Source organism: Streptomyces sp. P9-A2 (genome assembly GCF_036634175.1).
In the GTDB taxonomy this organism is placed as follows: Bacteria; Actinomycetota; Actinomycetes; order Streptomycetales; family Streptomycetaceae; genus Streptomyces; species Streptomyces pratens.
In genome coordinates, this window is record NZ_JAZIFX010000001.1 from 6,695,102 (window position 1) to 6,716,910 (window position 21,809).

The following is a 21,809-nucleotide window of genomic DNA, read 5'->3' on the forward strand; positions in this document are numbered from 1 at the left end:
CCGGCCGGGGCCATGGGTGAGGGGCCACGCGGCCGGCAGGGAGGAAGTGGCTACGGCGTCCCCGTGAGCCGGCCCGCGTCCCGGGCCAGGGCGGTGAGGCGGGAGATGGCCCGGAAGTACTTCTTCCGGTAGCCGCCCTCCAGCATCTCCTCGCTGAACAGCTGGTCGAACGGCAGTCCCGAGGCGAGTACGGGCACCTCGCGGTCGTAGAGCCGGTCGGCGAGGACGACGAGACGCAGTGCCGTCGACTGGTCCGGTACCGGCCGGACGTCGGTGAGGCACACGGCGGAGAGTCCGTCGGTCAGGGCGCCGTACCGGCTGGGGTGCACCTTCGCGAGGTGGTCCAGCAGGTCCGCGAAGCCGTCCAGGGAGGCGCCCTCGGTGGCGTACGCCGTCTTGGACACCAGCTCGTCGGTGTACGGCGGCGGTGCCTTCGGCAGGCCGCGGTGGCGGTAGTCCTCGCCGTCGATGCGCAGGGCGCGGAAGTGGGCCGACAGGCCCTGGATCTCGCGCAGGAAGTCGGCCGAGGCGAACCGGCCCTCGCCGAGCTTGCCCGGCAGTGTGTTGGAGGTGGCGGCGAGCGCGACGCCCGCCTCGACCAGCTTGCCGAGCAGGGTGGAGACGAGCACGGTGTCGCCGGGGTCGTCCAGCTCGAACTCGTCGATGCACAGGAGCCGGTGGCCGGAGAGGGTCCGCACCGTCTGCTGGAAGCCGAGGGCGCCGACCAGGTTGGTCAGTTCCACGAAGGTGCCGAACGCCTTCAGCGCGGGCTCGGCCGGGGTGGCGTGCCAGAGGGAGGCCAGCAGGTGGGTCTTCCCGACGCCGTACCCGCCGTCGAGGTAGACACCGCGGGGGCCGGCCGGGGCGGGCTTCGCCGCCTTGCCGAAGCCGAACAGCCTGCGCTTGCCGGAACCGCCGGCCCCGGGTCCGCCGAGACCCGCCGCGAAGCCTTCGAGGACGCGCACGGCCTCGGTCTGGCTGGGCTGGTTCGGGTCCGGTATGTACGTGCCGAAGCGGACCGCGTCGAACCGCGGCGGCGGCACCATCTCGGCGACGAGCCGGTCCGCGGGGACATGCGGCTCACGGGCGCACAGGGACAGCGGGGCCGCTTCGGCCGTGGCACCGGGCCGGGAGGCGGGGGAGGAGGACGACACGCTTCCTCATACTACGGGGCGTGGAACACTGCACGTCATGCGACGCCTGTTCCCTGTGACCGACGAAACAGCAGCTCCCGGCGGGAGGCCCGGTACCTCCGGAGGCGGCCGTGGTGGCCCTGGAGGCGGTGGGAGCGGTGGAGGCGAGGACGGAAACGGCCGGGAGTGGAGCCTGGCCGAGCTGGCGGCCGCGTACGCCTACCCGGAGGCGGAGGCGGAGGCAGGGGCAGGAGCAGGGGCAGGCTCGGGGCCGGGTGAGGGCCGGGTGCCGTGGCTGCGAGCCAACATGGTGTCCACGCTCGACGGTGCCGCCCAGCACGAAGGCCGCTCGCAGCCCATCTCCTGCCCCGCCGACATGCGGATCTTCGGCACGCTGCGGGCGCTGGCGGACGTCGTGCTCGTCGGTGCGGAGACGGTTCGGCAGGAGGGCTACCGGCCGGCCCGCGTGCGTGCCGGCTTCGCGGCGGCGCGGGAGGCGGCCGGGCAGGGGCCGGCCGCGGCGATCGCGGTCGTGTCCGCGAGCCTGGACCTGGACTTCTCCCTGCCGCTGTTCACCTCCCCGCCGGTGCCCACCCTGGTCCTGACCGGCTCCGCCGCACCCCCGGCCGGGGTCGCGGCAGCCGAGGCGGCCGGGGCCCGGGTCGTGATCGCCGGGGAGGGGGCGGGGGTGGACCCGGGGCGTGCGGTCCGGGCCCTCGCGGAGCGGGGGTACACCCGGCTGCTGACCGAGGGCGGTCCGCGACTGCTGGGACAGCTGGTGGCGGCCGGGGTGCTGGACGAACTCTGTCTGACCGTCGCCCCGATGCTCACCGCGGGTGACGCTCAGCGCATCGCCGGGGGGCCCTCTGTGACACTTCCGCGGCGTTTCACGCTGAAGTCGATGCTGGAGGAGGACGGCTTTCTCTTCACGCGGTACGCGCGGTCCTGACCCCGGTGTGGCCGGAGGGGACCGGGCGTGGCCGGAAGCGGTCGGGCCACGTGACCGGAAATATACGGAAACGGGTTCGATGGTTACCGCTGGTCCGGTAATCGGCGGAATGTTCTGTTCCGCTTGATGCCGTGAGGGGCAGACTGAATCCGGCAGTGCCCGTGCGAACACGGGGCAGGATGGTTTCCGCAGGGCCTGGCTCGGCCCACGGGGAAGAGGGCCCGTGGCCCTCCGAGGAGAAGGGGCGCCTGGTGTTCACCAGCGTACTGATGATCGAGAAGGCCCTGACGTCCGCCGACGTGGACTTCGTCACCACCTTGCACGGCGACGAACAGGTCACCTTCCAGGTGCTGCTCCAGCCGCGCGGAGAGCAGGCGGACCGGCTGTTGCGGGCCATCGACGACGTGGCCCTCGGCGAGCTCGACGACGCCGTCCGCGAGGGGGAGACTCCCGAGGGCGAGGAGGCCAAGACCATGGGGGAGCGGGCCCTGGAGGTGTCCCTGCAGGCCCTGCACACAGCCGGTCACGCGGCCGAGGGCCGGCTGATCGAGGACCACCCGCTGGACGCCCTGAGAGCGATGGTCCAGGAGGCCGGGGCCGACGAGGTGATCGTGCTCACCGATCCGCACTACGTGGAGGAGTTCTTCCACCGTGACTGGGCCTCCCGGGCCCGGCACAAGGTGGGAGTCCCGGTGCTGAAACTGTTCTCGCACAGCAAGACATAGGCTGGGGCGGCGCCTTCGCACGAGGGCGCGGGGACCTTCGTCCCGCTCGTCGCACCACTCGTACGACCCGCACTACTCGTACGATCCGTACCACTCGTCACCACTGGGGAGAAACACGCATGGCACCCGGCCTTCCTACCGCCATGGACCGACCGCACTTCATCGGCATCGGCGGCGCCGGGATGTCGGGCATCGCGAAGATCCTCGCGCAGCGCGGCGCCGAGGTGGCCGGCAGCGATGCCAGGGAGTCCGCCACCGCCGAGGCGCTGCGCGCGCTGGGTGCCACCGTGCACATCGGGCACGCCGCCGGTCACCTGGCCGACGACGCGAGCTGTGTGGTCGTGTCGTCGGCGATCCGCGAGGACAACCCGGAGCTGGTCCGCGCGGCCGAACTGGGCGTGCCCGTGGTCCACCGCTCCGACGCGCTGGCCGCCCTCATGAACGGCCTGCGCCCGATCGCGGTGGCCGGCACCCACGGCAAGACCACGACCACCTCGATGCTGGCCGTCTCCCTGACCGAGCTGGGCCGCCGGCCGTCGTACGCCATCGGCGGCGACCTGGACGTGCCGGGTTCCAACGCGCTGCACGGTGACGGCGAGATCTTCGTCGCCGAGGCGGACGAGTCCGACCGCAGCTTCCACAAGTACGCGCCCGAGGTGGCGATCATCCTCAACGTGGAGCTGGACCACCACGCCAACTACGCGTCCATGGAGGAGATCCACGAGTCCTTCGAGACGTTCGTCGACCGGGTCGTGCCCGGTGGCACGCTGGTGATCTCGGCGGACCACGAGGGCGCGCGGGAGCTGACCCGGCGTCTGCGCGACGCGGCGGGCTCCGCCGCCGGGGCCGGTTCCGTGCGGACGGTGACGTACGGGGAGTCGCCGGACGCCGACGTGCGGGTGACGTCGGTCGTCCCGCAGGGTCTGAAGAGCGAGGTGACCGCCGAGTTCGAGGGCACCCCGCTCACCTTCACGGTGTCCGTCCCGGGCCGCCACTACGCGCACAACGCCGTGGCCGCGCTCGCCGCGGGCGCCGCGCTCGGCATCCCGGCCACCGAACTGGCCCCGGCGCTGGCCGCGTACACCGGCGTGAACCGGCGCCTCCAGCTCAAGGGCGAGGCGGCGGGCGTCCAGGTCATCGACTCCTACGCGCACCACCCGACCGAGATGACCGCCGACCTGGAGGCGATGCGCGACGCCGCGGGCGACGCCCGCATCCTGGTCGTCTTCCAGCCGCACCTCTTCTCCCGCACCCGGGAGCTGGGCAAGGAGATGGGCGAGGCCCTGGCCCTGGCCGACTCCTCGGTCGTCCTCGACATCTACCCGGCCCGTGAGGACCCGATCCCCGGCGTCACCAGCGAGCTGATCATCGACGCGGCGCGGACGGCCGGCGCGGACGTGACGCCGGTGCACGACAGGACGGAGATCCCGGAGGCCGTCGCGGGAATGGCGAAGCCCGGTGATCTGGTTCTCACCATGGGAGCGGGCGATGTCACCGACCTCGGCCCGCTGATCCTGGACCGTCTGTCGAAGTAGCGGCGTCGACGCGGGAGCGCCGACGCGGGAGCGCCGACGCGGGAACGCCGAAGACGTAAGAGAAGCGGCAAGAAGAAGTGGAAAGGCTGGAGGCTCATGTCGTACGACGTGGAGAAGCCGGACGAGCAGTGGCGCGCGGAACTGTCGCCGTCCGAGTACGCCGTGCTGCGCCAGGCGGCCACGGAGCCGGCCTTCACCGGTGAGTACACCGACACCAAGGCCGAGGGCGTGTACGCGTGCCGTGCCTGCGGTGCCGAACTGTTCACCTCGAAGACCAAGTTCGAGTCGCACTGCGGCTGGCCCTCGTTCTACGACCCGCGGGACTCCGAAGCGGTCGAACTGATCGAGGACCGGTCGCACGGCATGGTGCGCACCGAGGTGCGCTGTTCCCGCTGCGGCTCACATCTCGGACACGTGTTCGAGGGTGAGGGGTATGCGACACCCACGGACCAGCGGTACTGCATCAACAGCATCTCGCTGAAGCTGCGGTCCGCCGAGGGCTGACCCGCACACCGTGCCGACGCCGAAGGGCCGCCGGGGACTCATGGTCCCCGGCGGCCCTTCGGTGTCTCGGTGTCTCCGTGTCTCCGTGTCCGTGTGTCTGTGCGTCCGTGCGGGATACCCGCCCGACCCACCGGCCGGCGGGGCGTCGTGGTGTCCTCGACGGTCCGTGGCACCCTGCCCGTCGAGCGGGAGCCGCACGGTGAAGACCGTCGGCCCCGGCCCGCCGGTGCTCAGCTCGATGTCGCCGCCGTGCGCGGCGGGGTGCCCGCCTCCGCCGCGTCCAGCCGGGCGAGCAGCAGCAGGTCGTCCAGCAGCGCGCCCATCCGGGCGGCTTCGGCCCGCAGCCGGTCCAGCACGCCGAAGCCGTCGACGTCGGGCGGCATGATGTCGAGCACCACGACGTCCGGCCGGAACGCGGCGGCCCGACGCAGCGCCTCCTCACCGGAGTGGGCGGTGACGGCCTCCCAGCCCTCGTACCGGGCAACGGTCGCCACCAGGTCGGCTGTCGGTGGATCGTCGTCCACGACGAGCAGTCGCACTTTCTCCACCCGCTCCTACTGAGGCACCCGGCCCCGGAGGTGTTTCGAACAGCGGGTTCACGTGAGGTTTCCCGTGGTGGGCGCGGGGCAGGCGGCGTGGGGCGTCCCGGTCGGGCGGCCGGGACGGTCGGGGCGGCCCGACCGGCCGTGCGGCAGGCGAGAGGCACGGAGGCAGGGGAGGCGCGGACAACCCGTTCTCCGGGCGCTGTCGGAGGTGCCGTCTACACTCGACCGGCGGCAGACCCCGAGGCCGTCTCGGCCAGAAGTTTCCAGCCACCCGAAGGGCATCCGGCGTCTTGATACGGATCGAATCAGTCACGAAGCGCTATCCGGACGGCACGGTGGCGGTCGACCGGCTCTCCCTGGAGATTCCCGACCGCTCGATCACCGTCCTCGTCGGACCGTCGGGCTGCGGCAAGACGACCACCCTGCGCATGATCAACCGCATGGTCGAACCCACCGAGGGAACGATCCTGCTCGACGGTGCGGACATCCAGCGGCAACCGGTCACCACCCTGCGCCGGTCCATGGGATACGTCATCCAGAACGCCGGACTGTTCCAGCACCGCACCATCGTCGACAACATCGCCACCGTGCCCCGCATGCTCGGCTGGGGCAAACAGCGGGCCCGGGAACGGGCGGCGGAGCTGATGGAGCGGGTGGGCCTCGACACCGCCATGGCCAAGCGGTACCCGTACCAGCTCTCCGGCGGCCAGCAGCAGCGCGTCGGGGTGGCGCGGGCGCTTGCCGCGGACCCGCCGGTGCTGCTGATGGACGAGCCGTTCTCGGCCGTCGACCCGGTGGTCCGCAAGGGCCTCCAGGACGAACTCCTGCGGATCCAGGAGGAGCTGGGCAAGACCATCGTCTTCGTCACGCACGACATCGACGAGGCGGTCAAACTCGGCACGATGGTCGCCGTCCTGCGCGAGGGCGGCCGGCTCGCCCAGTACGCGCCGCCCGCCGAGCTGCTCTCCGACCCCGCGGACGCGTTCGTCGAGGACTTCCTGGGCGCCGACCGGGGCATCCGGCGGCTCTCCTTCCTCACCACCGCCGCGCTGGAACTGGCCACCGACACCGTGATCCCGCCGGACGCCACCGCCGAGCGGATCGGCGCGGCCGACGCCGCCCACCTCCTGGTGACCGACGACGAGGGACGCCCGCTCGGCTGGTCCGAGCCGCGCCGGCTGACCGCCGGGGACATCCGGCCGGACCAGCTCCTGCCGTACGGGCGCCCGTTCGTGCCCGGGGTGGACTCGCTGCGGGTCGCACTCGACTGCGCCGTGCTCTCCCCGACCGGCTGGGCCGTCGCGGTGGACGACGCCGGCCGGGTGCGGGGAGTCGTCTCCCAGCAGACCATCGGCGACGCCATCCGCACCGCGCACCGAGGCGGCCGCGCCGACGACGAGAAGGTCGCCGGATGAGCGGCTTCTTCACCATCCCCAGCGACCTCCAGCACAGCTGGACCGGCCTGATCGGACTGCACCTGAGGGAGGCGCTGATCCCGGTCGCGGCCGGGCTGCTGCTCGCGCTGCCCATCGCCCAGCTGTGCGGCCGATTCCGCTGGCTGTACCCGCCGGTGCTCGGCCTGACGACCGTGCTGTACGCCATCCCGTCACTGGCGTTCTTCGTCGTCCTCATCGACTACACCGGCCAGACCGAACTCACCGTGATGATCCCGCTGGCCCTGTACAGCCTGGTGGTGCTGATCCCGGCGATCGTCGACGGCGTGCGCTCGGTACCGGACGAGACCCTGGCCGCCGCCACCGCCATGGGCTTCGGCTCCGTACGGCGCTACACCCAGGTGCAGCTGCCGATCGCCGCGCCCGCCATCATCGCCGGCCTGCGGGTCGCCACCGCGTCCAGCATCTCCCTGGTCAGCGTCGGCGCCCTGATCGGCAACCAGGGCGCCCTCGGCAACCTGCTCGCGGCCGCGCAGAAGTACGACCGGCCCGAGCTCGCGGTCAACGCCGTGCTGACCATGGCCGTACTGGCGATCCTGTGCGACGCCCTGCTGGTCCTGCTCCGGGTCCTGCTCACGCCCTGGATGCCCCGCGGCGCACAGTCCGGGACCAGGTCCACCGTGGGTCCGGGGCGGTTCGGGAAAGCCGAGGCCGAGGCCCTGTGAACATCTTCGGCTTCGCCCAGGCGTTCTTCGGCGACAGCGCCAACTGGCAGGGCTACGACGGCATTCCGCAGCGCTTCCTCGAACACCTCCAGTACTCGCTGCTGGCGCTCGCCGTCGCCGCCGCGATCGGCCTGCCCGTCGGCCTGCTGACCGGGCACACCGGCCGCGGCGGGAACGCGCTCGCCTTCATCGCCAACGCGGCCCGAGCCCTGCCCAGTTTCGGCCTGCTGGTGCTGGTGGTCCTGCTGATCGGCTTCGGCCTGCTGCCCGTGATGATCCCGCTGGTCGTCCTGGCCGTCCCGCCGATCCTGGTGACCACCTACGAGGCCGTCCGCACCGTGGACCCCTCCCCGGTGGACGCGGCACGCGGCATGGGTATGCCCGAGTCACGGATCCTCTTCCAGGTCGAGGTGCCGGTGGCGCTGCCGCTCATCCTCAGCGGACTGCGCTCGGCGGCCATCCAGATCGTGTCCACGGCCACCATCGCCGCGTACGTCAGTCTCGGCGGCCTCGGCCGGTACATCATCGACGGGCTCTACCAGCGCGACTACGAGAAGGTGGTCGGCGGCGCCACCCTGGTGGCGTTCCTGGCGCTCGTCACGCTCGTGTTGTTCTGGGCGGCGGGACGATTCGTGGTGTCACCCGGGGTGCGCAGGCGACAGCGGCGGAAGGGCCGGGCGAAGAATCCCCGCGCACGGCCCGCCGAGTGCCAACCGTGATCCGGCCGCGCTTGACGGAGGGTGAAGCGGCTGGATTGGATCGGTGGATGACTTCTACCGCGAAACGCAGCTGGTCCAGGACGAGGCACACCGGTGCGGCGGCCGTCGCGCTCGCCGCCGCGACGGCCCTGCTCGCGGGCTGTTCGTCCGGCGACACCTCCGACAACCCCCTCGAGGAGGAGAAGGCGGAAGCCGGCACCGTCGTCGTCGGTTCCAACAACTTCGCCGAGAGCACCCTGCTCGCCGACATCTACGGCGAGGCACTCAGGGCCAAGGGCCTCAAGGTCACCTACAAGCACAACATCGGCAGCCGGGAGACGACCTACGGTCTGATGAAGAACGGCTCCATCACGGTTCTGCCCGAGTACAACGGCTCCCTGCTCGCCTACCTCGACCCCGAGGCCGAACAGGAGTCCCCCGACGCCGTCAACACCGCCGCCAAGGCCAAGCTCGACAAGAAGCTGACGCTGCTGGACCCGTCGCCGGCCGAGGACAAGGACTCCGTCAGCGTCAACGCCGAGACGGCGAAGAAGTACAAGCTCACCGCGTCGTCCACCCTCGCCGACCTCAAGGACGTCGCACCGGAGCTGGTGATCGGCGGCTCGCCCGAGTTCCAGACCCGGCGCCAGGGCCTGGAGGGCCTGAAGTCCGTCTACGGGCTGGAGTTCAAGTCGTTCAAGGCGCTGGACGCGGGCGGCCCGCTCACCCAGGCGGCGCTCACCCAGAACGAGGTGCAGGCGGCGGACATCTTCACCACGGACCCGACGATCGTGAAGGAGAAGTTCGTCGTCCTGGGGGACCCGGAGAACCTCTTCGGTTTCGCCAACGTGACCCCGCTGGTCCACAAGGACGCCCTCTCCCCTGAGGGTGTCGACGCCCTGAACAAGGTTTCCGCCAAGCTGGACACCGAGACCCTGTTGGACCTGGACGCCCAGGTCCAGCTGGACAAGAAGGACCCACTGGACGTGGCGAAGGCCTGGCTGGAGTCGGCCGGGCTGGTCTGACGGGCCGTCCCCGGACGCTCCGTCGGCCGAAGGTTCCTCCGGGGTGACGATTCCTCCCCGAGGGGGTGGGGCGCGGTCCGCGGAGGGCCGCGCCCCACCTGCGTTCCACCCACGCCTCACCCCGCCGGCGTGGCGGCGGCGATCAGCCGGTCCAGCAGGGCGATCAGTACGTCCCTGGACGACGTCCGGTCCCGTGCGTCGCACAGCAGCACCGGCACGCCCTCCGGCAGCGTCAGCGACTCCCTGATGTCCTCGACCGGGTAGGGGTGCTCCCCGTGGAAGCCGTTCACGGCGATGACGAACGGGATGCCCCGGCGCTCGAAGAAGTCGATCGCCGCGAAGCTGGACTCGGGCCTGCGCACATCGATCAGGACCACCGCGCCCAGCGCGCCGAGGGACAGGTCGTTCCACATGAACCAGAACCGCTGCTGGCCCGGCGTGCCGAACAGATACAGCACGAGGTCGTCGGAGACGGTGATCCGGCCGAAGTCCAGCGCCACGGTGGTGGCACGTTTCTCCTCGATGCCCTCGAGGTCGTCGACGCCGAGGCCCGCCATGGTCAGCGGTTCCTCGGTACGCAGCGGGGCGATCTCGCTGACCGAGCCGACCATGGTCGTCTTGCCCACGCCGAAGCCCCCGGCGATCAGGATCTTGACCGTGTCGGGTGCCGGACGCTCGGTGGGCGCCGGAGCGGTGATGTCAGAGCCGGCCAAGGCCGTCCCTCACTTTCTGCAGCAGATCCAGGTCCGGTTTGGTGCGGGTGACGTGGTGCGGCGGGCGGACGATGATCCGGCCCGCCTCCAGCAGATCGCAGAGCATGATCACGACCACGCTCATCGGGAGGTCGAGACGCGCCGCGAGCTCCGCCACCGCGAGGGGCTCCGCGCACAGCCGCAGGATGCGTGTGTGCTCGGGCTGGAGCCGGGCGGCCTCCACGGGCTGGGGCTCGACCGTCGTCACCGTCGTGATGAGCGTGAAGTCGGCGCGGCTGGGCCGCGTCCGGCCACCGGTCAGGGTGAACGGTCGGACGAGCCGGCCCGCGAAATCGCCTTCGGCCACCTCATGCGCCGGAGTCGGAGGGGCCTGTCGTGCCCCGGGGCGCCGCGCTGAGGTGCTCGCCGATCTTCTTCACCAGCATGTTCATCTGGTACGCGACCACGCCGACGTCCGCACCCGGGCCGGTGAGCACCACGAGATGGGCGCCGGGCCCGGCCGAGGTGAGGATCAGATAGCTGTTGGCCATCTCGATGAGCGCCTGGCGCACCGGGCCGCCGCGGAAGTCCATGCTGACGCCCTTGCTGAGACTCATCAGCCCGGACGCGGTGGCCGCCAGACGTTCCGCGTCGTCGCGCAGGAACCCGGTGGACTTGCTGACCACCAGCCCGTCCTCGGACAGGACCACGGCCTGGTTCACGTCGGCGACCCGCTCCACGAGTCCGGTCAGCAGCTGATCGAGCTGGGTGTGAGTGGCGGGTACGGGGCGTGTCATGACTGTGTTCCTTCTTCGGCGTTCGGCGTTCGGCGTTCGGCGTTCGGTGTTCAGCGGTCGGCGGGCGGTGTCGAGAGCTCTCGGGCGGGGGCCGGCACCTCTGCGGGTACTCGGGAGGATTCCGTCGCGTCGTCGTCCGCGGCGGGTGGCGCGGCACCGGCACGGGCGTCTCCGTCGTCGTCGCGTGCCTCGGACGTGCCGCGCTGGAAGCCGGCGAGGGATGAGGCGGCGTGTTCCGCCGTGAAGCTCGCGGCGTCGTCCTCGACGGGCGGCATCACCGCCTCCTCGCGGAGTTCGGCGGCCAGGCTGGTCTGCGGCACCCTGCGGGGGAGAGGCGTGAGCCCGTTCGCCCGGGGTGCGGACGAGGGAGCGGCGGCCGGGCGGGCGGAGATCCGTTGGGAGGCCCCGGACCGGGACGGCAGCGCCGGCACTTCCCCGGGAGCCCGCGTGTTCCCGGTGTCCGCGATGTTCGTGTCGGGTGCCGGGTCGGTGCCGTCGGTCCCGTGCGTCGGGTTCGCCGCGTCCGTGGCGTGCGTGGCTTCCCTGACGCCGGTGGCGGTGTCGCCGAGGGCCCCCGGGGCCGTGCTGTCCGTGCCGTCCGCCTGGCGGTGCCCGTTCGTCGCGCCGGCGAGGGCGGGTGCGGCCTCCCGGGGTGCGCCCGGGGCGTCCCGCACCACGATGGCGTGCGGGATCAGCACGATGGCGGTCGTCCCGCCGTACGGCGACGGGCGCAGGGTGACGGTGATGCCGTGCCGGTGGGCCAGCTGGGAGATCACGAACATGCCGAGCCGGAGGTCGTCGGCGAGCGCCACCACGTCGAACTGCGGAGGGCTGGCCAACTGGGTGTTGATCGAGGCGTAGTCGTCCTCCGGCAGGCCCAGGCCGCGGTCCTCGATCTCGACGGCGAGGCCCTTGGCCACCAGCGCGGCGCGCACTTCGACCGGGCTCGGCGCGGGCGAGTACACCGTCGCGTTGTCGATCAGCTCGGCCAGCAGGTGGATGACGTCGGCCACCGCGGGCGGAGCCAGCGCGACCTCCTCGTCGGTGTGCACCTCCACCCGCTGGTACTCGGCGACTTCACCGACGGCGCTGCGCAGGATGTCGATCAGCGCGACCGGCTCGCTCCACGAACGGCCGGGCCGCTCACCGCTGATGATGACCAGGTTCTCCTCGTACCGTCGCAACTGACTGGCCGTGGAGTCGAGTTCGTACAGTCCCTTGAGGACCTCGGGGTCGGTGTGCGTGCGTTCCAGCAGGTCGAGCTTGCTGAGCTGGAGGTTGACCAGGTTCTGGCTCTGGCGGGCGATGCCCAGGATGACCTTCTGGAAACCGCGCCGGGTGTCGGCGAGTTCGACCGCCGTGTGCACGGCGGTGCGCTGCGCCGTATTGAACGCCTGGGCGACCTGGCCGAGTTCGTCGTGGCCGTAGTCGAGGGGCGTGATCGCCGACTCGGCGTCGACCTTCTCGCCCCGTTCCAGCCGCGCCACCACGTCGGGCAGTCGCTCCTCGGCCAGGCTGAGGGTGGCCAGTCGCAGCCCGCGCAGTCTGAGGGACAGGGAGCGGGTGATCCGCCACGACATGCCGACGCTGAGCAGCAGGGCGATCAGTCCGCCGGCGCTGAGCGAGGCCGCGGTCAGCAGCATGCCGCGGGCCTCGTCGGCACTGCGGGTGAGCAGCGCGCCGGTCTGTTCCTCGATCAGGGCGGCGTACTGGGGTGTGACCTTGTCCAGAGCGGCGTCCCACCGCTTCTGCGCGTCGGGCAGGCTGATGCTCCGGCTCTCGGCCGTGGGACGGGAGTCGCGCACCTCGTCCTCGACCTCCTGCAGGGTCCGCCACTCGGGGCTCTGCAGGATCTGCTCGGCCTGTGTCTTGGTGCTGCCGCGCAGGAACGGCACGATCTGGGCCTCGACCAGCCAGCGGCGGGTGGTGACCAGTTCCGTGAAGGTGGCCCAGGACTTGTCCTCGAGCTCTCCGGACGGCCAGGCCAGGGTGAGGTGCGCGTCCTCCTGGGAGAGCACCTCCGCCGCCTGCTCCAGCGAGACCAGCGGCCCGGCCTGCGAGGTCAGGTCGCCGTCGTCGACCTGTGACAGCTGCTGGAAGGCGTGGATCTGGTCCTGGATGATCGAGGAGTACTGGTCGAGTGCCTGCTCGGCGGTGATGTCGCTCGGCGCGTCCACCTGGTCCCGGTAGTACTCCAGGCTGCCCACCGAACCCAGCACCGAGTACAGCGGGTCCGACAAGCGGGCCGGTGCCTCCGCGATCGCGTCGGCCTGTCCGACCAGTCTCGCCACCGCGGCGTCGGTCTTCTCGCGCTGCGCGTCGAGGGCGGCCCTGGAGTCCTTCGGCGAGGCCAGCCAGACAGCGGTCAGCCTGCGCTCCCGCTGCAACGCGAGGGTCGCGTCGGTGCCCATCGCGCCGGTCGACCGGCTCAGCTCCGTCTGGGAACGGAGCCGCAGCCCCTCCGAGAACATCTGGATCGTCGTCACACCCCACATGGCGGTGAGGGTGACGGTGGGAACCAGTGCCAGGAGGACCAGCGAGAGACGTATGGAGCCGAGACGGCGCCGGGCACCTGTCCGTGGAGACATCGTCGTCCTAGAGCGGTCGGATCATCGGAAATGCGGGCGGAGTGCAGGAGGGGAACGGGCTGCGGACGCGTAGGGAGGACGTACGTCCGGTACGTCACAGGTGATGCGCAGGATGCTATCCGCGCAAGTGACCGTACGGCCCTTTCGTAACCGAATCTTTGGGTACGTCCTCACTGGATGTATCCGTCACCGGGTGCCGTTGGCGGCGAACTCGGCGACCGCGGCCGCGTTGGTCTTCGTGACGAACGCCGGCCCGGTGAGCACGGGCGACACCCCGCCGCCGCTGATGTTGCCGTTGGTCCGGTACAACCACAGCGCGTCCACGGAGAGATAGCCCTGGAGATAGGGCTGCTGGTCCACGGCGAACTGGATGTCACCGCCGCGGACGGCGTCCACCAGCTCCTCGGTGAGGTCGAAGGAGGCGACCCGCGCCCCGGTGTCCGCCTTCTTGGCGGCCTCGGCCGCGAGGAGGCCGTACTGCGCGCCGTTGGCGACGACCTCGTCGATGGTCGGGTCCTGCCGCAGCGTCGCGGTGACGATGCCGGAGACGGCGCGCTCGTCGGAGCCGTCCACGTAGAGGTTCTCGAACTTGCCGTCGAACGTCTTCCGCATGCCGGCGCAGCGCGCCTCCAGCGCGACATTGCCCCGCTCGTGGATGACGCAGAGGGTGTTCTTGGCCTTCAGCTCGTTGAGCTTGTTGCCCACGGCCTGGCCCGCGACGCCGTCGTCCTGACCGAAGTACTCCAGCAGCCCCGACGACTTCCAGGCGTCGATACCGGAGTTGAGCCCGACGACGGGGATCCCCGCCTTGCGTGCCTCCTCCACCGGCCCCTTCATCGCCTGCGGCTTGGCCAGCGTCAGAGCGATGCCGTCCACCTTGTCGCGGACGGCGTTGCGCACGAGTTCGGCCTGGCCCTCCGGGTCCGCGTCGCTCACATACGTCAGGTTGATGCCGTCCTTCGCGGCGGCGGCCTCGGCGCCCTTCTTCACCCGGTCCCAGAAGATGTCCCCCTCACCGCCGTGCGTGACCATCACGACGCTCATCCCGTCGCCGACCACACCCGCGCTCTTCGCATCCGAGGGGTCGTCGGCCGTGTCGAAGACGGAACAGCCGGTCGCCATCAGGACGACGGCTGCCGCCAGGGCCGTGAGGCGGACGGGCCGTCTCGGGAAACCATGGGCCGGGGGACGAGTGTTCATGAGGGAGCGGACCTCGCTGTACGCCGAGCTGGAGGAGGGAGGAGGGGACGAGAACAGGGGACGTGAGCAGGGGCGGAGCCGTGGCATGTACGCCGATTGGATGACTCCCGCTGGGACGGGAGCCAATCGCGTCTTACTACTGGTAGTCAAGTGACCAGCCACGTGAAGTGAGACGATGCTGCCGCATTGTGATGAACGGTGAGTTCTGAGGTGACAGGGGCGAAAGACGCCCCTGTGCATGAACCGCGTGGACGGTACGGAACCGGCTCCGCAGCGCCCGGACGGCCGGCCGCCGATCAACGTCCCCCGGGTTCCCAGGTGTTCACGGGTGCGCGCGGGCGGCATGCGGCACCCGGACGGCCGGGCCTCCTCGCGCGGGACGCCAGGCGGCTCCGCACCTTCCCCCCTCCCCGGCCCACCGGACGCCCGGCCATCCGTAACAGCCCTTTCGGTTGCGACGAGTTCCCCTTGAGACCGCTCGCCGTTCTCTTTCGCCCGCACACCTGCCACACTCAGATACCGGACGCGCTGTTTTCTTTCCTCGCCCGTAGTTGATTTGCCGGACATGCTGCGTGTGACGGGGTGAACCGGTGTGATGAGCGCAGTCGCAGGGTGAGTTATTGTGTACACGCGGTAAAAACAAACAGCATGACCCGTTCCTTTTCGGCCCAGGAGTTCAGTCCATGGCGAGGCAGGTACGCGCCGAGCAGACCCGCGCGACGATCATCACGGCCGCCGCCGATCTGTTCGACCGGCAGGGGTATGAATCGACCAGTCTCAGCGACATCGTCGAACACGCCCAAGTCACCAAGGGAGCCCTGTACTTCCACTTCGCGGCGAAGGAGGACCTGGCCCACGCGATCCTGGAGCTCCAGTCCGCCACCTGCCGCAGACTGGCCAGGGACACCGAGACCCGGGGCCACACCTCCCTGGAGGCGCTGATGCGCCTCACCTTCGGCATAGCCCGCCAGTCGGCCGAGGACCCCGTCCTGCGGGCCGGGCTCCGCCTCGCCACCGGGGGCACCCGGCCGCGTCCGCCGCTCAGTCACCCGTTCACCGAGTGGACGGACATCGTCACCGCCCGACTCGTCGGCGCGGTCAAGGAGTCCGACGTCCACCCCGAGGTCGACACCGACGTCGTGGCCCACTCCCTCGTCTGCTTCTTCATCGGCACCCGCGTCGTGGGCCGCTCCCGGGAACCCGTCGCCCGGCAGCCCCGCCGCACCGCGGAGATGTGGCAGATCCTCATCCGGGGCCTGGTCCCGGTGACCCGCCGGGCCCGCTATCTCAGCCTGGCCGCACGGCTGGAGCGGGAGATCGCCCCCGTCTGACACCCGGCCACGGCTTCCAGCGGCCGTCGCTCCTGCCGGCTGCCGGCGTCCCCGGCAGGGGTGGTTCCCCCGGTCGCTCCGTCCCGTCCGGCGGTGGGGCCGATCTCGCCGGCCGGCGCCGCGCGTTACGGTGAGCCGCATGTCCGACACTCCCACCGCTTCCGTGATCCTCGGCAACCGGCCCGGCTCGTTCCCGCACAGCGTGCTCGCCGAGCGGCACCCCGCGATCATCCGGCAGGTGCGCGACGCCTTCCCGTACGAACCCGAGCAACAGCACGCCCTCGACGCCCTGCTGGCCAACTGCACCGAGGGCACGATCGAACCCCTCCCCGCCGACGCCCACGACCGGGAGCGCTGGGCGGCCTGGGGGATGGACGCGTACGCCGGACAGTCCTGGCACGACGTGCCCTGGCTGTGGTCCGAGAGCTGGTTCTACCGTCAGCTGCTGCGAGCAGTCGGCTATTTCGGCCCCGGCCCCTGGAAGGGCATCGACCCCTTCCGTCCCTCCAAGCGCGCCGAACTCGACTCGTCCGCGACGGACGACGAACTCGCCGCGCTCGACGGCCTCGTCGGCCGGCCCGCGGACGAACAGGGGCAGGCCCTGCTGCACGGCTCCCTGTGGGGCAACCGCGCCGACCTCGGCTTCCGGCTCTCCGCCGAGGGGGCCGACCTCGCGGCAGCCGCCCCCGCGCTGGTCGCCGACGACAGCGAGAGGCTGTGGTCGCTGCTGGACGCCTCCCGCGCGGGCACCCTCGTCCTGGTCGCCGACAACGCCGGACGCGAACTCGTCCCCGATCTCCTGCTCATCGCCCACCTGCTGGACCACGGAACCATCGACCGGGCGGTGTTGCACGTCAAGCCGTACCCGTACTACGTCTCCGACGCCACGACCGCCGACGTCGTCGACGCGCTGCGCCGGCTGGTCGGGGCCCAGGGAGCCGCGGCCGGTTACGGGCGCAGGCTCTGGGACGCCCTGTCCGACGGCCGGCTGGCCCTCCGCGCCCACCCGTTCTCCTGCTCCCCGCTGCCGTACGAGGAGATGCCCGACGACCTCCGCGCCGACTTCGCCCCGGCCGCGCTCACCCTCGTCAAGGGCGACCTCAACTACCGCCGCCTGGTGGGCGACCGCACCTGGCCCCCCACCACCCCCTTCACCGACGTCACCGGTTATTTCCCCGGACCGGTCGCCGCCCTGCGCACCCTGAAGTCCGACGTCGTCACCGGCCTGGCCCCGGCAACGGAGAAGGCACTGGTCGCGGCCGAGGAACAGCGCTGGCGCACCGGCGGCACCCACGCGCTGATCCAGGTACGGGCGTAGAGGTCCGCACTCCCGTACCGACGCGGCGGTCTCGCGTACTCGCGCACCGGCATTCCGGCGTTTCGGCGAGGGTTCACGCGATGGTGTGATCATGCCCGGGCCGGTGGATGCCGCCATGGGCCCACGGGTAGTGCCGGGCCATGACCCAGCCGTTCGTACTTCCGCACTTCTACCTGCCGCACCCCGCGCGGCTGAACCCGCATCTCGATCAGGCCCGCGCCCACTCGTCGGTGTGGGCGCGCGAGATGGGCATGCTGGAGGGATCCGGAGTCTGGGAGCAGGCCGATCTCGACGCGCACGACTACGGCCTGCTCTGCGCCTACACCCACCCCGACTGCGACGGGCCCGCCCTCTCCCTGATCACCGACTGGTACGTGTGGGTCTTCTTCTTCGACGACCACTTCCTGGAACTGTTCAAACGCAGCCAGGACCGCGAAGGCGGCAAGGCCCACCTGGACCGGCTGCCGCTGTTCATGCCGCTGGACCCGGCAGCCCCGGTGCCCGAGCCGCACAACCCGGTCGAGGCGGGCCTCGCCGACCTGTGGGCGCGCACCGTGCCCGCCATGTCCGAGGACTGGCGCGCCCGGTTCGCGCTCGCCACGGAGCACCTCCTCAACGAGTCGCTGTGGGAACTGTCCAACATCAACGAGGGGCGGATCGCCAACCCCGTCGAGTACATCGAGATGCGCCGCAAGGTGGGCGGCGCCCCGTGGTCGGCGGGGCTCGTCGAGTACGCGACCGCCGAAGTGCCCGTCGCCGTCGCCGGAACCAGGCCGCTCAGGGTGCTGATGGAGACGTTCTCCGACGCCGTGCACCTGCGCAACGACCTGTTCTCCTACCAGCGCGAGGTCGAGGACGAGGGCGAGAACAGCAACGGCGTCCTCGTCCTGGAGACCTTCTTCGGCTGCGCCACCCAGCAGGCCGCCGACACCGTCAACGACATCCTCACCTCGCGGCTGCACCAGTTCGAGCACACCGCGTTCACCGAAGTGCCGGCGGTCGCCCTGGAGAAGGGCCTCGCCCCGCACGAGGTCGCGGCCGTCGCGGCGTACGCGAAGGGGCTGCAGGACTGGCAGTCCGGCGGCCACGAATGGCACATGCGCTCCAGCCGGTACATGAACGAGGGCGCACGGCAGGCCAACCCCTGGGAGGTCCCGACCGGGCCGGGGACCTCGGCCGTCGACGTACGCGGCCTGCTCGCAACCGCGGGCGCGGCGAGGCTGCGGGCACACACCCATGTGCCGTACCAGAAGGTCGGCCCGTCCCTGATCCCCGAGATCCGCATGCCGTTCCCGCTCACGCTCAGCCCGCACCTCGACGCCTCCCGGAGTACTCTCGTCGCCTGGTGCCACCGGACGGGCATCCTGAGCGAAGGCGTGTGGGACGAGGACAAACTGGACGCCTACGATCTCGCGCTGTGCTCCGCCGGAATCGACCCGGACGCCACCCCCGCCGCCCTCGACCTCAGCGCGCAGTGGCTCGCCTGGGGCACCTACGGCGACGACTACTACCCGCTCGTCTACGGCCACCGCCGCGACCTCGCCACCGCCCGGCTGACCACGGCCCGCCTGTCCGACTGCATGCCCGTCGACGGTGAACCGGTGCCCCCGGCGACCAACGCCATGGAGCGGGCCCTGACCGACCTGTGGGCCCGCACCACCGCGGCCATGACACCGGAGGAACGGGTGCCGCTGAAGAACGCCGTGAACGTCATGACCGAGAGCTGGCTGTGGGAACTGGGCAACCAGATCGTGCACCGCGTGCCCGACCCGGTCGACTACCTGGAGATGCGCCGGCAGACCTTCGGCTCCGACCTCACCCTCGGCCTGTGCCGGGTGGGCCACGGCCCCGCCGTCCCGCCGGAGGTCTACCGCAGCGGCCCGGTCCGTTCCCTGGAGAACGCGGCGATCGACTACGCCTGTCTCCTCAACGACGTCTTCTCGTACCAGAAGGAGATCGAGTTCGAGGGCGAGATCCACAACGCGATCCTCGTCGTGCAGAACTTCTTCGGCTGCGACTACCCGACGGCGCTCGGCATCGTCCACGACCTGATGAGCCGTCGCCTGGACCAGTTCGAGCATGTCGTGGCACACGAGCTGCCCGTGCTGTACGAGGACTTCGGACTGTCCCGGGAGGCACGCGCGATCATGCGGGACTATGTGCTGGACCTGCAGAACTGGATGGCGGGCATCCTGCACTGGCACCGCAGCGTGGACCGCTACAAGAACGCCTGGCTCTCGGGCCGGGCCCACGGCTTCCTGCCGGACCGCACACCCGCGGTGCCCATGACCACCCGTATCTGAGGGGAAGTCAGTCTCACTCTTTCGTGGCTCGTCGGCCTCCGCCGGTCCGGGTAGCACTCCAGGCGGAGGCGATCCATGGAACAGACGGCGTCGCGACCCAAGCCGCTGCCCGGCCGTGAGGCGGCCGGTGCCGGAGACACGGGTGGGGGTGCGGACAGGGAGGAAAACGGGAGGGGTGCGGGGCGCGGGGGTGGGGCCGGGGCCCGGCGCGGTTCCGGTCGGCCGCGTCCGCATGCCGCGCGGCGGCGGGGGCGGCGGTTGAGGACCACACTGTTCGCGATGTTCCTCGGCACCGGCCTGGTGCTGTCCGGGGTGGGCGTCGGGGCGATGGGTGCCACGGTCGTCGGCGCGGACGGGCCGGCCGAGTTGCAGCGCCAGGCAGGATTCGCGGGCGCTGCCGAGCCGTCCGTGCCGTCCGTGCGGTCCGTGCCGTCCGTGCGGTCCGAGCCGTCCGAGCAGTCCGTGCCGTCCGTGCGGTCCGTGCCGTCCGTGCGGTCCGAGCCGTCCGAGCAGTCCGTGCCGTCCGTGCGGTCCGAGCCGTCCGTGCGGTCCGAGCGGTCCGCGCGGTCCGCGCGGTCCGGACCGTCGGGGGCCCTCCCCTCCCCTTCCCTCCCCTCCCCGGCGTCCGCGCCCGTCGTCGCCAGGCTCGGCGTGGAGGTCGTGGACGACAGCGGGCCGGGGGCTCTGGTGGTCGGCGTGCATGTGCCGGGTCCGGGGTTCTCGACGGGCCTGGTGCGGGGCGACGTGCTCCTCGCCTTCGACGGCACCCGGATCGGCACGGCCGCCGACCTGGCGGGCGCGGTCGTCCGGGCGAGACCGGGTGCCGGGGCGACCCTCACGGTGCGCCACCACGGTGGCGGCTTCCAGCAGCTCACGGCCGTCCCCGGCCTCGTCGCCTGAGCACCGGGGAAGGGACGCCGGAGCCGGAGCGACCCGAGGGCCGTATCCGGAGGGGCACGTCAGTGCGACATGACCGGCTCGTGTGCGAGCGGAGCCACCCCGGGAGTACCGGACGCGGTGACATGCCGGACGGACACGGCACACCGGCTCGCGTCACCCCCGTCTGCCGGGCAGGATGCTGTCCATAGCCCCTGAGCCTGCCCCTGCTCATGCCCCTGGAGGTCCGGATGACCGGCAGTACGTCCGCGTCCCGCACCACGCCCGGTGCCGCGTCCCGCACCGCCGCCGACGGCGGGTCCCGGACCCGTACGGAGCGTGCGGCGGGGGAGACGGCCATAGTGGACTGAACGGCCCCGACGTCCCCTCCCCGTCCACCGAACGACAGCGGCGCGACCATGACCCAGGCACCGACACCCACCGCGGACACCGTCCGCCGGCTGGCCCGCACCCTCCTCAAGGACGAGGGTGACGGTGAGAGCGCCGACGTACCGGAGGTGCGGCCCGTCGGCGAGGGCGCCGGGACCGCCACCTGGTGGGTCGGCACCCGGCAGGTGCTGCGCCTCGCACTCGACCGGGAGATGAGCACACGCCGGCGCCGCGAGCTGAGGCTGCGGGAACTCGTCCGCCCGCACATCCCGGTCGCGGTGCCGTCGAGCGTGGCGTACGGGGAGTGGGCACCAGGCCTGATCTGCACCCTGGACACCCGGCTGTCCGGCGGGTCGGCCGAGGAGCACCGGGTGTCCGCCGTCGGGGAGACCGATCTGGCCGGGCTGCTCACCGGACTGCGCGAGGTACCGGCGCGGCAGGCGGAGACGCTCGGCGTGCCACGTGTCCCCCCGCGTTCCCTGGAGTCCCTGCGCCGGGCCGCCGGAGAAGCCGCCGAACGGCTGGCCGCCGCCGACGAGTTCGTCCCGCACCGCATGCGGCAGCAGCTCACCCCCTCCGCCGCGGTCCAGCTCAGGGACCCGTCCGGCTCGCCGGTCCTCGTCCATCACGGCCTCACGGGCGCGCATCTCGTGGTCAGCGCCGGCGGCCGGGTACGCGGGGTCCTCGGCTGGTCCGGGGCGGTGGTCGGCGACCCCACCGAGGACATCGCGGGCCTGGCGCTCGCCGTGGGCTCCCCGGCCGCCGTACGCGCCGCCACCCTCGCCGGCTACGGCGCCCGCCCCTGTCTGCGCGGCCTGTGGCTGGCCCGCTGCGACGCGGTCCTGCACCTCGCCGAGGCGCTGGACGGCGGGGGCACCGGACCGCTGCCGCCGCCGCTGCTGCGCGTCCGGCTGCGCCGGGCCTGGGAGGCGATCCTGCTGGAGCGGGTGACGGACCTCCGCAGCGCCGACGACATGCCGTAGCCGCGCGCCATAGCCGCGTGCCCCGCCGGACGGGATCCGCCGGACGGGATCCGCCGGACGTGCCCGCGGCCGGGTGCCGCGGGCCGCCGCCCCGGGCA

19 protein-coding genes and 1 pseudogene are annotated in these 21,809 nt (G+C 71.6%); 13 read left to right on the forward strand and 7 right to left on the reverse strand.

From position 1 onward, the window contains the following. Window positions 1-50 precede the first annotated feature (50 nt). Entirely contained in the window at window positions 51-1,154 is a 1,104-nt protein-coding gene (zapE, locus tag V4Y04_RS30300; RefSeq protein ID WP_332431558.1) for a cell division protein ZapE, read from the reverse strand. Between the two features lie 37 nt (window positions 1,155-1,191). Here zapE and V4Y04_RS30305 point away from each other — a divergent pair, with 37 nt between their 5' ends. The 4 genes from V4Y04_RS30305 to msrB all read left to right on the forward strand — a co-directional run bounded on the left by V4Y04_RS30305 (window position 1,192) and on the right by msrB (window position 4,846). Further along, window positions 1,192-2,082, forward strand: a complete 891-nt coding sequence (locus V4Y04_RS30305; RefSeq protein ID WP_332431559.1) for a pyrimidine reductase family protein — start codon at window positions 1,192-1,194, stop codon at window positions 2,080-2,082. 251 nt (window positions 2,083-2,333) lie between these two features. Next, window positions 2,334-2,807, forward strand: a complete 474-nt coding sequence (locus V4Y04_RS30310) for an indole-3-glycerol phosphate synthase (protein ID WP_332431560.1) — start codon at window positions 2,334-2,336, stop codon at window positions 2,805-2,807. A gap of 119 nt (window positions 2,808-2,926) precedes the next feature. Further along, complete coding sequence (gene murC / locus V4Y04_RS30315) at window positions 2,927-4,342, forward strand: UDP-N-acetylmuramate--L-alanine ligase (protein ID WP_332431562.1); 1,416 nt, start codon at window positions 2,927-2,929, stop codon at window positions 4,340-4,342. 96 nt (window positions 4,343-4,438) lie between these two features. After that, the gene (msrB, locus tag V4Y04_RS30320; protein WP_332431563.1) at window positions 4,439-4,846 is read left to right on the forward strand and encodes a peptide-methionine (R)-S-oxide reductase MsrB; all 408 of its coding nucleotides are present in this window, start codon (window positions 4,439-4,441) and stop codon (window positions 4,844-4,846) included. 338 nt (window positions 4,847-5,184) lie between these two features. On the opposite strand, the pseudogene V4Y04_RS30325 reads toward msrB, so the two are convergent. Then, a pseudogene (locus V4Y04_RS30325) lies at window positions 5,185-5,394 on the reverse strand (response regulator); the annotation flags it as partial. 287 nt (window positions 5,395-5,681) lie between these two features. Between V4Y04_RS30325 and V4Y04_RS30330 the strand changes: the two are divergent. From V4Y04_RS30330 to V4Y04_RS30345, 4 genes are read left to right on the forward strand one after another with little or no spacing between them, the layout of a single operon-like run. Next, a complete protein-coding gene (locus tag V4Y04_RS30330; protein ID WP_332431564.1) occupies window positions 5,682-6,806 on the forward strand; it encodes an ABC transporter ATP-binding protein in 1,125 nt (374 codons plus the stop codon). Then, window positions 6,803-7,510: an ABC transporter permease gene (locus tag V4Y04_RS30335; RefSeq protein ID WP_332431565.1), complete on the forward strand. Its 708-nt coding sequence runs from the start codon at window positions 6,803-6,805 to the stop codon at window positions 7,508-7,510. The genes V4Y04_RS30330 and V4Y04_RS30335 overlap by 4 nt, the downstream gene beginning before the upstream one ends. Beyond that, window positions 7,507-8,229: an ABC transporter permease gene (locus tag V4Y04_RS30340; RefSeq protein WP_332431566.1), complete on the forward strand. Its 723-nt coding sequence runs from the start codon at window positions 7,507-7,509 to the stop codon at window positions 8,227-8,229. Before V4Y04_RS30335 ends, V4Y04_RS30340 begins: the two co-directional genes overlap by 4 nt. A gap of 47 nt (window positions 8,230-8,276) precedes the next feature. Then, entirely contained in the window at window positions 8,277-9,233 is a 957-nt protein-coding gene (locus tag V4Y04_RS30345; RefSeq protein ID WP_332431567.1) for an ABC transporter substrate-binding protein, read from the forward strand. Window positions 9,234-9,349: 116 nt separating this feature from the next. Here V4Y04_RS30345 and V4Y04_RS30350 read toward each other — a convergent pair whose 3' ends face one another. The 5 genes from V4Y04_RS30350 to V4Y04_RS30370 form a co-directional block, all read right to left on the reverse strand. After that, on the reverse strand, window positions 9,350-9,946 hold the full coding sequence (locus V4Y04_RS30350; protein WP_332431568.1) for a GTP-binding protein: 597 nt from the start codon (window positions 9,944-9,946) through the stop codon (window positions 9,350-9,352). After that, on the reverse strand, window positions 9,933-10,292 hold the full coding sequence (locus tag V4Y04_RS30355; protein ID WP_332431569.1) for a DUF742 domain-containing protein: 360 nt from the start codon (window positions 10,290-10,292) through the stop codon (window positions 9,933-9,935). The genes V4Y04_RS30350 and V4Y04_RS30355 overlap by 14 nt, the downstream gene beginning before the upstream one ends. A gap of 1 nt (window position 10,293) precedes the next feature. Next, a complete protein-coding gene (locus tag V4Y04_RS30360) occupies window positions 10,294-10,722 on the reverse strand; it encodes a roadblock/LC7 domain-containing protein (RefSeq protein WP_055596934.1) in 429 nt (142 codons plus the stop codon). Window positions 10,723-10,772: 50 nt separating this feature from the next. Next, window positions 10,773-13,310, reverse strand: coding sequence for a sensor histidine kinase (locus V4Y04_RS30365; RefSeq protein WP_332431570.1), 2,538 nt, complete (start codon window positions 13,308-13,310; stop codon window positions 10,773-10,775). Between the two features lie 186 nt (window positions 13,311-13,496). Beyond that, on the reverse strand, window positions 13,497-14,510 hold the full coding sequence (locus V4Y04_RS30370; protein ID WP_332431571.1) for a substrate-binding domain-containing protein: 1,014 nt from the start codon (window positions 14,508-14,510) through the stop codon (window positions 13,497-13,499). Window positions 14,511-15,193: 683 nt separating this feature from the next. On the opposite strand from V4Y04_RS30370, the gene V4Y04_RS30375 reads away from it, so the two are divergent. The 5 genes from V4Y04_RS30375 to V4Y04_RS30395 all read left to right on the forward strand — a co-directional run bounded on the left by V4Y04_RS30375 (window position 15,194) and on the right by V4Y04_RS30395 (window position 21,711). Beyond that, the gene (locus tag V4Y04_RS30375; protein ID WP_332431572.1) at window positions 15,194-15,841 is read left to right on the forward strand and encodes a ScbR family autoregulator-binding transcription factor; all 648 of its coding nucleotides are present in this window, start codon (window positions 15,194-15,196) and stop codon (window positions 15,839-15,841) included. Window positions 15,842-15,980: 139 nt separating this feature from the next. Next, on the forward strand, window positions 15,981-17,159 hold the full coding sequence (locus V4Y04_RS30380) for a damage-control phosphatase ARMT1 family protein (protein WP_332431573.1): 1,179 nt from the start codon (window positions 15,981-15,983) through the stop codon (window positions 17,157-17,159). Window positions 17,160-17,299: 140 nt separating this feature from the next. After that, window positions 17,300-19,462, forward strand: coding sequence for a germacradienol/geosmin synthase Cyc2 (gene cyc2, locus V4Y04_RS30385; protein WP_332431574.1), 2,163 nt, complete (start codon window positions 17,300-17,302; stop codon window positions 19,460-19,462). Window positions 19,463-19,741: 279 nt separating this feature from the next. Further along, window positions 19,742-20,362, forward strand: a complete 621-nt coding sequence (locus tag V4Y04_RS30390; protein ID WP_332431575.1) for a PDZ domain-containing protein — start codon at window positions 19,742-19,744, stop codon at window positions 20,360-20,362. Between the two features lie 395 nt (window positions 20,363-20,757). Next, a complete protein-coding gene (locus V4Y04_RS30395) occupies window positions 20,758-21,711 on the forward strand; it encodes an aminoglycoside phosphotransferase family protein (protein WP_332431576.1) in 954 nt (317 codons plus the stop codon). Window positions 21,712-21,809: the final 98 nt, after the last annotated feature.

Excerpts from the sequence above, each read along its gene's own strand:
- V4Y04_RS30360 (WP_055596934.1), bottom strand. The coding sequence starts at position 10,722 with ATGACACGCCCCGTACCCGCCACTCACACCCAGCTCGATCAGCTGCTG.
- cyc2 (WP_332431574.1), top strand. The coding sequence starts at position 17,300 with ATGACCCAGCCGTTCGTACTTCCGCACTTCTACCTGCCGCACCCCGCG.
- V4Y04_RS30370 (WP_332431571.1), bottom strand. The coding sequence starts at position 14,510 with ATGAACACTCGTCCCCCGGCCCATGGTTTCCCGAGACGGCCCGTCCGC.
- V4Y04_RS30395 (WP_332431576.1), top strand. The coding sequence starts at position 20,758 with ATGACCCAGGCACCGACACCCACCGCGGACACCGTCCGCCGGCTGGCC.
- V4Y04_RS30335 (WP_332431565.1), top strand. The coding sequence starts at position 6,803 with ATGAGCGGCTTCTTCACCATCCCCAGCGACCTCCAGCACAGCTGGACC.
- V4Y04_RS30390 (WP_332431575.1), top strand. The coding sequence starts at position 19,742 with ATGTTCCTCGGCACCGGCCTGGTGCTGTCCGGGGTGGGCGTCGGGGCG.
- msrB (WP_332431563.1), top strand. The coding sequence starts at position 4,439 with ATGTCGTACGACGTGGAGAAGCCGGACGAGCAGTGGCGCGCGGAACTG.
- V4Y04_RS30375 (WP_332431572.1), top strand. The coding sequence starts at position 15,194 with ATGGCGAGGCAGGTACGCGCCGAGCAGACCCGCGCGACGATCATCACG.
- V4Y04_RS30345 (WP_332431567.1), top strand. The coding sequence starts at position 8,277 with ATGACTTCTACCGCGAAACGCAGCTGGTCCAGGACGAGGCACACCGGT.
- V4Y04_RS30365 (WP_332431570.1), bottom strand. The coding sequence starts at position 13,310 with ATGTCTCCACGGACAGGTGCCCGGCGCCGTCTCGGCTCCATACGTCTC.
- V4Y04_RS30305 (WP_332431559.1), top strand. The coding sequence starts at position 1,192 with ATGCGACGCCTGTTCCCTGTGACCGACGAAACAGCAGCTCCCGGCGGG.
- murC (WP_332431562.1), top strand. The coding sequence starts at position 2,927 with ATGGCACCCGGCCTTCCTACCGCCATGGACCGACCGCACTTCATCGGC.
- V4Y04_RS30380 (WP_332431573.1), top strand. The coding sequence starts at position 15,981 with ATGTCCGACACTCCCACCGCTTCCGTGATCCTCGGCAACCGGCCCGGC.